Genomic DNA, 15441 nt, shown 5'->3' on the forward strand with positions numbered 1-15441 from the left:
GTGGAGTACTTGAACGAGTAGGAGCGTATGGCGGAACAAGAAAACTTCAATAAACGAAATCAGCCACATATTTCAATCGATATTTTTCGTGAGACTTCGGCATACGAGTACCCTTCTCGGGATCAGCAACGCAAGCCGTTACGCGGCGACTACGCCGCACACGCAGCGCAATTACTTTCACAGTTTGACTCCGCTTGGGGGCAGGTTCCCGCGACCGGCGCGGATCCACGCCTTGCCGTTGAAGGATTAAAGCTCGGCGCTGTCGTTGAAGTCACTACTGTCTCCCCAGCAGAAAATTCCCGCTCGAAAGCAGTTAAGATACCTAATACGCTGGAGTTTCCGTCTCAAGAAGTTGTGATCCTTAGAACTACCCGAAATGAGGATCGAACGGAAAGCGCCCTGCTTTTTGTGCCCGATGCCGCAAGAGGTTATTTAAAGAAGCGGATTGCGGCCTATGGACGAGATCCCGGAAATCAACGTCGCCCAGACACGGACCGCTTTGAGGTCGTTGAGCAAGTTCGTGCAATATCTGTGAAGTCGTTATTTACTGGCCAGATCGACCTGGCGTCTACTGTCGTTGTATGGTGGGAGCTGTGGATACGAAAAACTGGCGATTTAGCGGATCATGTCATTCTTACGGCGCGAGAGGTAGGCGTTGATGTTCACGATGATCGCCTTATCTTCCCTGATACCACGGTCGTATTCGTGCATGCCGCTACCGCAACTGTCGCGTCCTTCGCTGCGCGAGTTCCTGGCGCGATTACGGAAATTCGTCGCGCCACTGGGACAATTGAGCCGTTCCTTGAGCGAGGGGAAAATGGACTTGGTCAGCATCAGTGGGTTGAAGATCTTGCTAGCCGGGTTACTCCACCAGAGCACAATGCACCTGTCGTTTGCACGCTTGACACAGGTGTCAATGCCGCACATCCATTGATTGCTCCTGGACTTCGAGGTGCATGGGCATACGATCAAGAATGGGGCACACATGATCATTATCCCGACGGCGGTCATGGAACTCCACTGACTGGGCTTGTCCTATATGGGGATCTCGAGCCTTTAATGAACGACGCGCGCCAAGTAGCGTTAACGCATGCTGCTGAATCGATGAAGCTCTTGCCGCCACATGGGTTCCCCCCTACTCGGCCCCCCAGCTATGGGATTGTTACGCAAGGCGCTGTAAGCTTAGTGGAAACCGAACGCCCTGGATTGTTGCGTAGCTTTTGTTTGGCCACTTCCGCCACGGACTTTCCGCCAAGTCGCCCATCATCCTGGAGTGGGGCTATCGATCAGATTGCGGCTGGCTCAATGGCTGTCGAAGCAGCCGAAGGTGGGCCTGCAATGCTGCGGCCGAAACGTTTGGTTCTTGTCTCAACCGGGAATGTCGCTGGGGGGATGGCAGCACAAGTCCTCCCTTCGCAACCGTTGGAGGATCCATCGCAAAGCTGGAATGCTCTCACAGTTGGCGGCTTCACTCGAAAAGAACGGGCACCTTTACCACGTAAACCTGCTGTTCCAGCCAATCATAGGAGTCCTTACAGCAGAGGATCGCAGTCCCTGCCGAGTGACCTTACGCCCATAAAGCCTGAGGTTCTGTTTGAAGCCGGAAATATGACTTCTGATGCCACAGGCTATTGCGCTTGGGATGCGTCGGTATCACTACTTTCTACTGGTTCTGATTTCTCCGCCGAGCCCCTCGTGCCGTTCTGGGCCACCAGTGCTGCGACAGGTATCGGCGGAAATTTCGTTGGGCGCCTGCAGGCCGCGCTTCCGGAGCATTGGCCCGAAACCCATCGGGCCCTTACAGTTGACTCTGCTAAGTGGCCAGAGCCGATACGCAAAAGATTCATTGGCCAAGGAGCGCATTGGAAAACTGGTACGAAAGCTGACAAGCAGCGCCTTCTTCGTGAGTACGGGTATGGGGTACCGGACGTCGAACGTGCGATTCTTTCTGCCAAAAATGATGCCACGTTAATAGCACAGGCGGAAATACAGCCGTTCGCGTTTGGTGCTGATGGAAGAACAGGCGTTTTTAATGAGATGCACTTTTACGATCTGCCTTGGCCCACTAAGGTACTGGAACGACTTGAGAATGAGATCGTGACTATGAAGGTCACTCTTTCTTACTTCATCGAACCTAACCTAACTGGCAAGGCTGCAACGCGTCCCGATACATATCGCTCGTTTGGTCTGCGTTTCGACATGAAAAAGCGAGGAGAGTCTGATCTGCGCTTTCGTAGCAGGATTACAGCAAGCCAAGAAAAAGATGCCGGTGAACTTGATGGGGAAACTAGTCATTGGCTGCTTGGGCCTAAGGCTGTCCAAGCGGGTTCACTGCATTGCGATCTTTGGCGGGGGCGCGCGATTGAGTTAGCGGGACACGATGCTATCGCTGTTTTTCCAGTGGGAGGGTGGTGGAAGTCGCATGCCGGACAAAAGCGTGTCGCCGATAAGGCCCGTTACGCCCTCACTATCTCGATCTCAGCGCCAGGACATAAGGTCGACTTGTATGCGGAGATTGCTACCCTCGTTGAGGCGAAAGAGATTGAAGTATTGCTGGGTTAAGGAGAGTTTCGAAACCTGGGGCGCTGGTATCCTGTGACTGTTGGAATCACTCGTAAGTTAGCCCAGACCCTAACTTCTGTTAGGGGTATTACTAACTTAACCCTGCTTAGTTAGTTTGCCGCGATGAATAGGATTTTTGCTCTTAACAAGCTGATTGCCTTAGACCAAGTCGGTGTGTATGTTTTGACTAAGACAGATCTGGCAAAAGCTTTTCCGCACGAAAAGGAAAAGGCGTTAGAAAAGTCGTTGCAACGCCTGGTTGCCGACGGTGTCTTGCAGCGGGTGGCGAGAGGCGTCTATCTTAACCCAATGGCACGGTCAAAAAAAGGTTGGGTAATTGAGGATATCGCGGCAGTCCTGCGACGTGGACATTACTCCTACCTCACTATGGAATCGATGCTTTCGGAATACGGTTTAATTTCCCAGGTTCCAATCAGTCGTCTTACGCTCATGACTACCGGTGCGAGCGGCCTTCACGAAACGCCCTACGGCACAATTGAATTTACTCATACCAAACGTCAGACTGCGGAACTGATTCGGCGCACGGTTTCTCATAAGGGGCGCCCATTACGCGTCGCCACCAAAGAAGCCGCCATTGCAGACCTATTGCGTGTGGGACGTAATACGAACATGCTTGATCGGGGCGCGATGAAAGAGCTTAATGAGGTATGCGATCACGAACGGCGTGGGAGATTCTGACTACGCCAATCTCGGCCGGTTGTTGCTGCCTCCCACCTCAAGTATCCTTCGCGAAGAGCTTGGGCGTCTGCTAAAGCATGATGTGGCGGCCATGCCGATGAGTATGTCAGCACCTCACCTAGCTTGTACGCCGAGTGTCTGAAGATCTTGTGATCGATGAGCTCGTAACCGCACAGGTTGTCTGGCCGAGGACCTAGAAATGAGGCCTCTAGAAGTTGTCGGTCAGTTTCGAAATCGTAGAGCACCGTCGTAGCCTCAGGTAGCATTCGGAACCATTCGTGCAAGCGGCTTGATAATTCAGCGGCCGTGCACGTGGCATGCGTTTCGCGGCCAAGCAGCGGAATTACTTCGCTTGAATCGCCACGACCATTGTAGACACTCCTGAGCCATAATTTAGGCAAAGGAGAAATCATGAGTGGGAAGCGTTACACGGAGGAATTTAAGATCGCTGCGGTCAAGCAGGTTATTGATCGCGGGCACCCAGCAGCCGAGGTCGCTGAGCCGTTACCGAGGAGCGCGACATCTTGAAAAAGGCCGCGGTGTACTTTGCCAAGACGTCCGGGTAAGGTACGCCTTCATTCAGGAAGTACAGGACGAATTTCCGGTGCGACGCTTGTGCAAGATGATGGGTGTTCATCCCAGCGGGTTCTATGCGTGGTGCGTTCAGCCTGAAAGTAAGCGAGCCAAGGAAGACAAGCGCCTGCTCGGTCACATTAAGCAGTCATGGCTGGAAAGCGGCGCGGTCTATGGCTACCGCAAGGTATCCGACGACCTGCGCGATCTCGGAGAGCTATGTGGCATCAATCGTGTTCACCGCATCATGCGCTCAGTGGGCTTACGTTCGCAGACCGGATACGGCAAGCGCAAGTGGAAAGGCGGCGGCATGCCGTCGGTGGTGGCGCCGAATCATCTGCAACGGCAATTTGACGTGCTTGAGCCAAACCGGGTCTGGGTGACGGACATTACCTACATTCGAACCCATGAAGGCTGGCTATACCTGGCCGTCGTACTCGATCTGTTTTCACGCCAGGTTGTCGGGTGGTCGATGAGTTCACGGATTGATACGGAGTTGGCGATGAATGCGCTGCTGATGGCTGTTTGGCGACGCAAGCCGACCGATCCTGTGATGGTTCATTCCGATCAGGGCTCGCAGTTCACCAGCAAGGACTGGCGTGATTTCTTGACAGAGCATCGACTAGAGCCAAGCATGAGCCGGCGCGGAAACTGTCACGACAATGCGGTCGCTGAAAGCTTCTTCCAGCTTCTAAAGCGCGAGCGCATCAAGCGCAAGACCTATGCAACCAGGGACGACGCCAGGCAGGACATCTTCGACTACATCGAGATGTTCTACAATCCGAAACGCCGTCACGGATTTAATGACAGGCTTTCGCCAGCAGAGTTTGAGCGAAGGCATTTTGAACGGCTCGCGGGTGTCTAGCAGACTCGTGGCGATTCACGATGAAGATTCGCATAGCCGATCTATAGTACACGGTTGGTGCGAACTGTTTACAGTTGGCACAAATCGGGGGAGACGCGGATCTCTAAGAAGCCCGTAGTTGCAGGCTTCTCCAGTTGTTTACGTAGTTGTTTACGTGCCAAGGTACACACAACAGGTCTGATCCGGAACTTTCAATAGCAAAAAGCCCCGTAACTTCGCGTTACGGGGCTTTTTTCATTCAGAACCCAAGGCCAGACCCAAGTGGCTGCCACGATGTGGCAGCCACTGGCTTTACGCCTGTGGTTTGGCGATCACCTTGATCTCGAACTGGAAACCATACAGCCAGGTCACGCCGACGGCCGTCACCGTGGGGTGAGGCGCGCCGCCCCAATAATCCTGCACCACGCTCCAGATCCGTTCGAATGTCGATTGCGGATCGACCATGAACACCGTCACGTCAACCACATCGTCGAACGAACTGTTGGCGGCGCCCAGGATCGCGTTCAGGTTCTGGAAAGCCAGCCGGACCTGGGCTTCCAGATCCGGCTCGGGCGAGCCGTCTTCGCGGCTGCCGACCTGGCCGGAAACGAACAGGAATCCATTCGAGCGCACCGCCGGGGAATAGCGGTTCTTTTCATACAGCGCCTGGCGGCCGGGTGGAAAAACAACATCGCGTTGTGTCATTGCAGCTCTCCATTAGTTTGCATATCCAAACTGTAGCCATGCTGCTCCAACCAATAAATAGGTAAGCCCCACCAGCACTGTTTGTATAATCCAAACAATGGACCGATTCGATGCGATGAAGGCTTTCGTGCGCGTGGTGGAAACCGGCAGCTTTACCAAGGCGGCCGACACCCTGCACATGAGCCGAGCCACGGTAACACAGCTGGTGCAGCAGCTGGAAGCGCGGTTGCGCGTGAAGCTGCTCAATCGCACCACGCGCCAGGTCAACGTCACTGCGGACGGCAACGCCTATTACGAGCGCATCGTGCCCTTGCTGGCAGAGCTGGACGATGTGGAAACCGGCCTGCCGGGCGCATCATCGCTGCCCAAAGGCTTGCTGCGCGTGGACGTGCCCAGCCCGCTTGCCAGCATGATCCTGGTGCCCGCCTTGCCCGACTTTTATGCCCGCTATCCCGACCTGCAGCTCGACCTTGGCGTGAGCGACCGCATGGTGGACCTGATTGGCGAAAACGTGGATTGCGTCCTGCGCGGTGGCGAGCTCAGCGACCAGTCACTGATGGCGCGCAAAGTGGCGGACTTGCCACTCGGCGTCTACGCAGCGCCGGCCTATCTGGCGCAAGCCGGTACGCCGGTGCATCCAGCCGAACTGGAAAATGAAAGGCACCGCATCGTCAGCTTCAACTGGTCGCCCGCCGGAAAGGGTTTTCCCTACGAACTATCACGCGATGGCGAACGCATAAAAGTGCAAAGCCGCCACGCGCTGGCCATCGATGATGGCAACGCTTACCTCGCCGCCGGTTTGGCGGGCTTGGGCGTGCTATGGCTGCCCGACTACATGGCGCGAAAGTACGCGGCAAGTGGCGAACTGGTGCGGCTGTTTGCCGACTGGCGCATCGATCCGATGCCGCTCTACCTTGCTTTCCCCGCCAACCGCCACATCAGCAAAAAGCTGCGCGTGTTTATCGATTGGGTGGTGGCGCTGATGGGGCAGCACGCATATCGATAGAACGGGCAATACGGCGCTGCGTGATTTCCAGAATCCGGTCGGAAAATTCCGGATCATCGAGCATGCGCGCAACCGTCAGCGCGCCGACCATATTGGTGATCAGGCTGAGCGCCACGTCGCTGCGTTCTTCGCCATCGTGCTCCAGCATGAAGGGTGAGACTGTTTCGATAATCTTCTTGAAGTTATTGGTCGCCACATGCCGCGTTTCCCCGGCTGCGCGCACCAGTTCGCTGCCCATGGCCGCCAGCGGACAGCCATCTTCCATATTGTCGCGATAGTCCTTCGTCATGTAGTCATGGAAGACGCTCAGCATTGCCTTGGCGCCTTGGTCAGCGGCAGCCTTGGAATCCCTCAGCAGATTCTTATCGGACGCGGACATCGCCTCGGTAACCAGCTGATCTTTAGAGCTGAAGTGGCGATAAAACCCGCCATGGCTCAGCCCAGCCGTCGCCATGATCTGCGCCACTCCGGTGGCCTCGATACCCTGTTTCCGGAATGCCCTGGCTGCGATCTCGACGATTCGCTTCCGGGTTTCTGCGGTTTCCACTTTCGATTTCTTCATGCGCTGCTCCTGCTGATCATGGCTACATCATAGCCATTCTATTTTTTAGTGCAAGGCCATCATCTATCCTTTGACTTTTTAGATTGCGAGTCCTATTATTAGCCAGGTTAGTGAAATGTCGTCATCTAAAATTAAGGACTCATGACCATGGACAAGCGCCTATTGATACTGGCTTTAGGAATGTTTGCGCTGGGGACGGACAGCTTTGTGGTTGCCGGTGTGTTACCCGAAATCTCGCATGCCTTCAACGTCAATGCCGGTCTGGCTGGACAGCTGACCACGGTGTACGCCATCGCCTACGCCCTGCTGTCGCCGACCATCGCGGCGCTGGCCGCCTCGGTGCCACGGAAAAAACTGATGCTGTCCGGTCTGGCCACCTTCATCGTCGCCAACCTGGTGACTGCCGTGGCGCCAAACTTCACTGTCGCCCTGCTATCGCGTGCCTTGGCTGGACTGGGCGCCGCTATGTACGCGCCAACTGCCACCGGCACCGGCGCCATGATTGTGAAGCCTGAACAGCGCGGCCAGGCGCTGACCATCATCGTCGCCGGACTGACTGCTGCGACCGCACTGGGCTCGCCCATGGGCACCGTCATCGGCGGCCTGGGTGATTGGCGCTGGACCATGGTGTTCGTCTCGGCAGTCGGTCTGATCGCTGCGACGGGCATCTCCATTCTGCTGAAAGACATTCCGATGCCGCCGAAAGTGAGCCTGTCGGCGCGCCTTGCACCGTTGAGTGACGCGCGGGTCGGCCTGGTGCTGATCACCACGCTGCTGGCCATGGCCGGCAATTTCGTGATCTACACCTACTTCTCCGTGGTCTTCGATCGCATTCTGACCAGCACCGCTTTGTTTGGTGCGCTGCTGGTACTGTGGGGCGCTGGCGGAACGGTGACCAATGTGGCCTTGTCTCGTCTGCTGGATAAATTCGGCCCACGCTGGGTGCTGATCGGCATGCTCTCCGTGCTCGTCGTCGACATGGCGCTGCTGCCATTGGCAAGCGGCCATCTGTGGTCGGCGGTGATTGCTATCGGTGTGTGGGGCGTGGCGGGATGGGGCATCATCGGCCCGCAGCAATATCGCCTGGTGAACATCGCCCCAACCATTGCACCTGTGGTCCTTGGGCTCAACACCGCAGCAACCTATCTTGGCGTGACGGCGGCAGGCGTGCTGGGCGCCGCAGGTCTGCATGTTTTGGGCGGACACAATCTCGGCTACTTCGCAGTCGTGCTGTTCGCGTTGACCATCGTGACGTCGGAGCTGGCGGCGCGCCGCATTGAGGGCGATGACCTCGATGCGGCCAACGCCGTGCCGTCAAAGTAAGCCTTGTAATCGTTGGTGAAATCCAAACGCTGCGTCCGAGCGGGATGGCTCTGCAAGCGTGAATGTGTTGGACATAATCAGATCCGCCGATCTTCTCCCGGGTCGTAACGGCCGACCGTTTCCAAAAAAAGGATCAACACATGAAGCTTAAAGAAGTTCGCCGGATCGCGGCAGCTGTCGCTATTGCGTTCGTTGCTGCGGCGCTGCCGGCCTCACCAACCTTCGCAGCTGCCCCGCAGCCAGGCTATGCCAAGGAGAGCCGTGAACTCATCACCAAGGACAACTCCGTCCTCATCCTGATCGACCACCAGCCGCAAACCATCTTCGGCATCGCCTCGCACGACCGCCAGACGATCATCAACAACGTCGAAGCGCTGGCCAAAACCGCCAAGGCCTTCGGTATTCCGACCATCCTGACCACGGTGGCTGCCAATACATTCACCGGCCCGCTGATCCCCGAAATCCGCAAGGTGTTCCCGGACCAGGAAGTGTATGACCGCACTTCGTTGAACGCATGGGCCGACAAGCGCATCGTCGATGCCGTGAAGAAGACCGGCCGCAAGAAGCTGATCTTCGCCGGCACCTGGACGGAGCTGTGCCTGGCCCTGCCGGTGCTCTCCGCAATTGAAGCGGGCTATGAAGTCTACTTCGTGGCCGATGCCTCCGGCGGCTCCAGCGTCGAAGCACACCAGCTGGGTATTCAGCGTATGGTGCAAGCGGGCGCACGCCCAATGACCTGGATCGGCGTGATCTCCGAACTGCAATACGACTGGAGCAACCAGGCGACCTATGACGCCGTCACCAAGATCGTGACGGAGCATGGCGGTTCGTGGGGCGTCGGCATCAACTACAGCCGCTCGCTGCGCAAGTAATCAGGCATGACCGCCTTCATCCCAGATCGAAGGCGGTTACTTTGGGCAGTTCCGCCGCGAGAAAATCGACGAAGGAACGCACTGCCGGCAGGCGGCCTTTGCGATAGGGGATCAGTGCCGAGATACGCGCCTCCGATGCGATCCAGCCCGGCAGGATGTGGCGCAAGGTCCCCTTCTCCAATTCGTCGCGGCAGATATAACCCGGCAGGGCGGCCACGCCGACATTGGAGCAGGCTGCCTCTTTCAGGGAAATCAGATTATTGCTCTGGAAGCGCGGTGTGAACGCCACGGTCTGCTGGCGTCCGTTCGGCCCGTGCATTTTCCATTGCGGCGGTCCTTTGCGGACAATCGACACAATGCTGTGCAAGCCAAGGCACTCCGGATCGTCCGGCTCCGAATGCCGTTCCAGGTACCCAGGCCCCGCGAACAGGCACCAGGGCGCTTCGGCGATGGGACGCTGCACCAGTTCCGAATCCTGCAGGCGCGAGCCGTGGCCGCGCAGCGCGAGGTCGAAGCCCTCGCCGACGATGTCCACCAGCCGGTCGGTGGCATTCTCCTGAATGGTGACTTTGGGGTGCAGGCTCAGAAAACGCGGCAAGGCTTCCCGCAAAAGATACTGCGAGATCTCCACCGGTGACGTGATGCGGATAATACCGCTCGGCTCCGCCAGCCGCTGGCGCATCGCTTCCTCCGCGCAGTGCGAACTTTCCAGCAACGTCAACGCGTGCTGGTAAAACTCCGCACCCACTTCGGTCACGCCGAACTGCCGCGAGGTACGGTTCAGCAGGCGCACGCCCAGCGACGATTCCAGTTCCTTGATGCGATGACTGAGCGTGGACTTGTGCAGGCCGAGGGCCTCGCTCGCGGCGGTGAATCCACCTCGGTCAACGACCTGCACAAAGAAAAACACATCCTTCAAGTCCAACATTGCCTTGTCCTGGGGTTCGCTTGGGGTTTGAATGGTAACGCAAACATATGACATGTCATCGTTTGTATTTGTCGAACGCTGCGTCCAATCCACTTTACTTCTCAAACGATATGAGGCCGCTAAGATTGCTCAGATATGGAAACCAGAACGATTGGCGGCCTGCCGGAATGCCTGCTGTCCGGCCGCGAAACCGAAGTCCTGCAGCATGCGGCTCACGGCAATTCGAACAAGCGCATCGCGCGCAAGATGGACATTTCGGAACAGACAGTGAAAAGTCATATGAAGAGCATTCTGTCGAAGTTGACTGCCAACGACCGCACCCATGCGGTCACCATCGCGCTGAAGCGGGGCATCATCGACCTTTATTCAGGCCTTTAAATTTTCACAAACTTGTGCCAGAATGATTTCAAGCACTCACTGAAGAGCAACAACAAAAATCGTGTTTGATCTGGTGTCACCTGCGCTTTTCGCGCCTTCCGCGCACCCTCTGGCCCGGCCGGTTCATGCCCGCCCACTCCCCTCGAATTTGCCTGTCACGGCACCGCCGCGCCGCTGACGTTCGCGCGCGCCCACTGCGTCGCCGCGACGCATCCGTATTTCCAGTCTTATCCACAACCGAAAGGTTTGTATGTCAACCCCGCTATTTGGCATCATCGTAGTTGCGGCAGCTTTGCTGGCTCTGTTGCTGCTGTTGTTGGTATCTGGCGTTATCAAGTACATCCCTAACGACCGCATCGGCGTCGTTGAAAAACTCTGGAGCTCTTCCGGCTCCGTGCAAAGCGGACTGCTCGCCCTGAACGGCGAAGCGGGCCTGCAGCCTGAACTCATTCGCGGTGGCTTCCACTTCTTCGCGCCCTTCCAATTCCGCGTCCACATTCATCCCATGGTGTCCGTCACGCAGGGCACCATCGGCTACGTCTTCGCGCGCGATGGCATCGACCTGCCCGCCGGACAGACCCTGGCCGACAACTCGGGCACCAGCGATTTCCGCAACGTGCGCGCTTTCCTCAGCAACGGCGGCCAGAAAGGCCCGCAGCGCATGATCCTGCGCGAAGGTACGCACATCATCAATCCCGCTTTGTTCGTCGTGATGACGGAGGAAGCGACATATTCGATGTCGCTCGACGCGAAAGAAAAAATCTACTACGAGCAAATGCGCGGCCTGCTCGATGAGCGCAGCGGCTTCACGCCGGTCGTGATCAAGGAAACCACCGGCTCGCACGATTCCGACCAACTGGCCGTAGTGACGGTGCAGGACGGTCCCGGCCTGCTGAAGGACGAGCTGCTGGCGCCGGATGTAGGCGACACCCACAACGCCTTCCAGGAGCCTGAAAAATTCCTTGCCGCCGGTGGCCGCCGCGGCCGCCAGGAACGCGTGCTGGTAGAGGGTACCTACTTCATCAACCGCCTGTTTGCGACAGTGGAATTCATCAGGAAGACCGTGATCCCGGTCGGCTTTGTGGGCGTGGTGGTGTCGTACACTGGCCATAAGGGCACCGACTTATCCGGCACCGAATACACGCACGGCGAGCTGGTGGAAAGCGGCTGCCGCGGCGTGTGGCGCGACCCGCTCATGCCGGGCAAGTACGCATTCAACACTTACGCCGGCAAGATCGAGCTGGTGCCGACCACGAACTTTGTGCTGATGTGGAAGTCCGGCGAGAGCGGCTCCAGCTTCGATAAGAATCTGCGCGAGATTACGCTCATCACCAAGGACGCTTTTGAACCGCAACTGCCGCTGTCGGTCGTAGTGCACATTGACTACCGCAAGGCGCCGATGGTGGTGCAGCGTTTCGGCAATGTGGCGCAACTGGTGGAACAGACGCTGGACCCGATGGTGTCGTCGTACTTCAAAAACGTCTCGCAAACCAAGACCTTCATTGAACTGATTCAGTCGCGCAGCGAATTGCAGCATAACGCGTCGGAAGACATGAAGCTGCGCTTTCAGGCCTATTCGCTGGAGTTCCAGGAAGTCCTGATCGGCACACCGAAGCCACAGCAAGGCGACAACAAGATCGAGAACATCATGGCCCAGCTGCGTGACCGCCAGATCGCACGCGAGCAGGTCGAAACGTTCGCGCAGAAGCAGATCGCCGCCGACAAGGAGCGCGAACTGAACGAAGCCGAGCAGCGCGCCGCCAAACAAAAAGAGCTGACCGGATCGCTGGTCGATATCTCGATCAAGGAAAACCAGGGCGCTGCCAACGTGAAGGCGGCCGAGAAGCGCCGCCAGGAAATCGAAGCGCTGGCGCAGGCCGAACGCTTCAAGCAGGAGGTGGAAGGTTCCGGCCGCGCTTCCGCGATCCGCTCCGTCGGCGAAGCGGAAGCAGCAGCAATTCACGCCAAGTCCGAAGCGATGCAAGGCGAGGGCGCCGACAAGCAGTTGATGCAAACCGTGATGCTGCGCCTGGCCGAAGCCTTCGAAGCTGCGAAGGTTCCGCTGGTGCCACAAGTGCAAATGGGTGGCGCCGACAACAACGCCTTCAGCACCCTGCTTGGTCTGATGAGTGCAATCAAGGCTGGCGAACTGACCACAACGTCTGATAAGGTATAACTCCTTTAGTGGCGGGCGAAAAACGAAAGTGACCACCCGCCGCTGCTTGCGTTTTAGCGCAAAAAAATCGAGGAGACGACGTTGCGATACACGGGGATGAAGCAGCTGGCGGCGCTGGGCATCATGATGGCGGCGCTGAGCACACAAGCGGCCACGCCGCATTTCGCAGTGGCTGGCGACCACTTCGAACTGGATGGAAAGCCGTATGTGATCCGCGCCGGCGACATGCACTACGCCCGCATCCCCCGTGCGTTCTGGCGCGAGCGCCTGCAGCAGGCCCGCGCCATGGGCTTGAATACGATCACCACCTATGTGTTCTGGAATCTGCATGAGCCAGAGCCTGGCCGTTTCGATTTCAGCGACAACCTTGATCTCGCCGCCTTCGTGCGCACGGCACAGGAAGTTGGACTGAATGTTGTGCTGCGTCCCGGTCCTTACGTCTGCGCTGAGCTGGACTTCGGCGGCTTCCCCGCATGGTTGCTGCGTACGCCCGGTCTGCGTGTCCGCAGCATGGACCCGCGCTACCTGGATGCGACTGCCCGCTACTTCAAGCGCGTTGCGCAAGAAGTGGCGTCGCTGTTGTCCTCGCGCGGAGGACCGATCCTGATGACACAGGTGGAAAACGAATATGGCTCGTATGGCGAAGATCACGCTTACATGGCCACTATCCAGAAGCAGCTGCGCGATGCGGGATTCAACCTCCCGCTATTCACATCGGACGGCCCCGATCCCACCCTGCTCGACCACGGCACCCTGCCTGGCGTGACCGCTGTCGTCAATTTCGACGGCAACGTGGACGATGTGAAGGAAGCCTTTGCTCACCTGGCCACGTTCCGCCAGCATGTGCCGCGCATGGCCGGTGAATACTGGGCCGGCTGGTTCGACCATTGGGGCGAGCGTCACCACCAGACCAATCCCAAACAGGCCGCCGATGCAGTGGACTGGATGCTCGGACAAGGCATCTCCTTCAATCTGTACATGGCGCATGGCGGCACCAGCTTCGGCTGGCAGCCAGGCGCCAACGGCCAGGGCAGCACCTACCAGCCCGACACCACCAGCTACGATTACGACGCCGCCATCGACGAAGCGGGCCGCCCTACGCCCAAATTCTTTGCTATCCGCGCCGCTATCGAACGCCATCTGGCGCCTGGCGAGCGCCTGCCCGATCTGCCTGCACAAGCCACATCCTTGATCGCCGTGCCGCGCTTCACCCTGGACGAATCCGTCGCGTTGGTCGATTCCCTGCCCAATCCCATAGCCTCCCATCTGGCGCGCAATATGGAGGCATACGGGCAGGGCTATGGCTTCATCGTCTACCGCAAGCGCTTCGCTGACGGCGCATCGGGCAAGCTGGATCTGGGCGCGGTGCGCGACTACGCACACGTGCTGGATGACGGCGCCACCATCGCCACCATGGACCGCCGGCGCGACGAGCACGTGACCGACATCAATCTCAAAGCCGGCAGCACGCTGGATGTGGTGGTCGAAAATATGGGGCGCGTCAATTTCGGCCCAATGCTGCCCGACGAGCGCAAAGGTCTTACACGCGCCGTATCGCTGAGCGGCAAGCCCCTGCTCGACTGGGAAGTGTTCTCCACGCCGATGACCAATTTGTCAGCCCTGCATTTTGCACGCGGCATACCGGCGAAACGCGGCCCCACTTTCTGGCGCGGCCATTTCAACGTCGCCGCCCCCGCCAGCACCTTCCTGGACATGCGCGCCCTCGGTAAAGGCCATGTCTGGGTCAACGGTCACCATTTGGGACGGTACTGGCGCGTCGGCCCGCAGCAAAGCCTGTTCCTGCCCGGACCATGGCTTCGCAAAGGCGACAACGAAATCATCATTCTCGACATGGACGGTGCCCCGGAAGCGCCGAGCGTGCAAGGCTTGCCGAACCCGGTGTTTGCCACTCCGGGCTGAGTAAAAAAGCGCACCATGCATTAGCTGGGCTTATGCATTCTATGCAGAGTATTCATTTGCCAGCAGAGGTGAAAAAGGCGCAGCATGGTGCACAAGCTATAAATTGGAGACGGCACATGCAGCAAGGTGAATTGGCAGGCAAGGTGGCATTGATCACGGGTGGTGCGTCAGGCATCGGACGCGCCACGGCGGAGTTGTTCGCGCGTGAAGGCGCAACAGTGCTGATCGCGGACCGCGATGGCGCAGCGGGCGAACTGGCGGTTGCGGCATTGACGGCAGCGGGCGCCCACGCTTCGTTCATCCGCGCTGACGTCGCGCAGGCAGCGGATTGTGAGGCGGCAGTGGCCGCGGCCGTGTCGCGCTACGGCCGTCTCGATGTTTTGTTCAACAACGCGGGCATTACCCGCCGCGCCAATGTGATCGACACCACCGAACAGGAATGGGATCAGGTTATGGCGGTTAACGTCAAATCGATTTTCCTGATGTGCAAATATGCTGTACCGGTCATGCAGCAGCAAGGCGGCAGCATCATCAACACCGCATCGGGATGGGGTCTGGTGGGCGGCAAGGATGCCGTGTCCTATTGCGCTTCCAAGGGTGCGGTGGTCATCATGACCAAGGCCATGGCTGTGGATCACGGCCCGCAGAACATCCGCGTCAACTGTGTCTGCCCCGGCGATACGGATACACCCATGCTGCGCAACGAAGCGCGCCAGCTGGGACTTGAGGAAACCGCACTGGTAGCGGCAGGTGCAGGCCGGCCGCTGATGCGAGTTGGTAAGCCACCCGAGATCGCGCAAGCCGTGCTGTTCCTCGCCTCTGATCGTGCTTCCTTTGTCACCGGCGACGCGCTGGTGGTGGACGGTGGCGGCCTGGCCGGATCGGCGTAAACC

12 protein-coding genes and 1 pseudogene are annotated in these 15441 nt (G+C 58.1%); 10 read left to right on the plus strand and 3 right to left on the minus strand.

Annotated features, from left to right (window positions below):
- Positions 1-27: 27 nt before the first annotated feature.
- The 3 genes and pseudogenes from AB4Z19_RS24465 to AB4Z19_RS24475 all read left to right on the plus strand — a co-directional run bounded on the left by AB4Z19_RS24465 (position 28) and on the right by AB4Z19_RS24475 (position 4699).
- Entirely contained in the window at positions 28-2562 is a 2535-nt protein-coding gene (locus AB4Z19_RS24465) for a S8 family peptidase (RefSeq protein ID WP_442036296.1), read from the plus strand.
- A 123-nt stretch (positions 2563-2685) separates the two neighbouring features.
- Positions 2686-3261, plus strand: coding sequence for a type IV toxin-antitoxin system AbiEi family antitoxin (gene abiEi, locus AB4Z19_RS24470; RefSeq protein ID WP_442036298.1), 576 nt, complete (start codon positions 2686-2688; stop codon positions 3259-3261).
- 411 nt (positions 3262-3672) lie between these two features.
- Positions 3673-4699 (plus strand): annotated as a pseudogene (locus AB4Z19_RS24475) (IS3 family transposase).
- A 291-nt stretch (positions 4700-4990) separates the two neighbouring features.
- Here AB4Z19_RS24475 and AB4Z19_RS24480 read toward each other — a convergent pair.
- Positions 4991-5383 (minus strand): RidA family protein, encoded by a 393-nt coding sequence (locus AB4Z19_RS24480; RefSeq protein ID WP_442027325.1) that lies wholly within the window; start codon positions 5381-5383, stop codon positions 4991-4993.
- A 97-nt stretch (positions 5384-5480) separates the two neighbouring features.
- Here AB4Z19_RS24480 and AB4Z19_RS24485 point away from each other — a divergent pair, with 97 nt between their 5' ends.
- On the plus strand, positions 5481-6389 hold the full coding sequence (locus AB4Z19_RS24485) for a LysR family transcriptional regulator (protein WP_442027327.1): 909 nt from the start codon (positions 5481-5483) through the stop codon (positions 6387-6389).
- On the opposite strand, the gene AB4Z19_RS24490 is transcribed toward AB4Z19_RS24485, so the two are convergent.
- Positions 6343-6951 carry a TetR/AcrR family transcriptional regulator gene (locus AB4Z19_RS24490; RefSeq protein WP_442027329.1) on the minus strand — a complete coding sequence of 203 codons (609 nt, stop codon included), beginning with the start codon at positions 6949-6951 and terminating at the stop codon, positions 6343-6345. The genes AB4Z19_RS24485 and AB4Z19_RS24490 overlap by 47 nt on opposite strands.
- A 147-nt stretch (positions 6952-7098) precedes the next feature.
- On the opposite strand from AB4Z19_RS24490, the gene AB4Z19_RS24495 reads away from it, so the two are divergent.
- Together AB4Z19_RS24495 and AB4Z19_RS24500 are read left to right on the plus strand one after the other, a co-directional pair.
- The gene (locus AB4Z19_RS24495) at positions 7099-8274 is read left to right on the plus strand and encodes an MFS transporter (protein ID WP_442027330.1); all 1176 of its coding nucleotides are present in this window, start codon (positions 7099-7101) and stop codon (positions 8272-8274) included.
- A gap of 140 nt (positions 8275-8414) precedes the next feature.
- Positions 8415-9146, plus strand: coding sequence for a hydrolase (locus tag AB4Z19_RS24500; protein ID WP_442027331.1), 732 nt, complete (start codon positions 8415-8417; stop codon positions 9144-9146).
- Positions 9147-9162: 16 nt separating this feature from the next.
- Here AB4Z19_RS24500 and AB4Z19_RS24505 read toward each other — a convergent pair whose 3' ends face one another.
- Entirely contained in the window at positions 9163-10074 is a 912-nt protein-coding gene (locus AB4Z19_RS24505; RefSeq protein WP_442027332.1) for a LysR substrate-binding domain-containing protein, read from the minus strand.
- A gap of 135 nt (positions 10075-10209) precedes the next feature.
- Between AB4Z19_RS24505 and AB4Z19_RS24510 the strand changes: the two genes are divergently transcribed.
- The 4 genes from AB4Z19_RS24510 (at position 10210) to AB4Z19_RS24525 (ending at position 15438) form a co-directional block, all read left to right on the plus strand.
- Positions 10210-10452 (plus strand): response regulator transcription factor, encoded by a 243-nt coding sequence (locus AB4Z19_RS24510; protein WP_442036300.1) that lies wholly within the window; start codon positions 10210-10212, stop codon positions 10450-10452.
- A 250-nt stretch (positions 10453-10702) separates the two neighbouring features.
- On the plus strand, positions 10703-12628 hold the full coding sequence (locus AB4Z19_RS24515; protein ID WP_442036302.1) for an SPFH domain-containing protein: 1926 nt from the start codon (positions 10703-10705) through the stop codon (positions 12626-12628).
- Positions 12629-12709: 81 nt separating this feature from the next.
- On the plus strand, positions 12710-14548 hold the full coding sequence (locus AB4Z19_RS24520) for a glycoside hydrolase family 35 protein (RefSeq protein WP_442029531.1): 1839 nt from the start codon (positions 12710-12712) through the stop codon (positions 14546-14548).
- Between the two features lie 116 nt (positions 14549-14664).
- A complete protein-coding gene (locus AB4Z19_RS24525) occupies positions 14665-15438 on the plus strand; it encodes an SDR family NAD(P)-dependent oxidoreductase (protein WP_442036304.1) in 774 nt (257 codons plus the stop codon).
- The last annotated feature ends 3 nt before the right edge of the window (positions 15439-15441 follow it).

This window comes from Pseudoduganella sp. RAF19 (assembly GCF_052114165.1).
Lineage (GTDB): Bacteria > Pseudomonadota > Gammaproteobacteria > Burkholderiales > Burkholderiaceae_D > Rugamonas.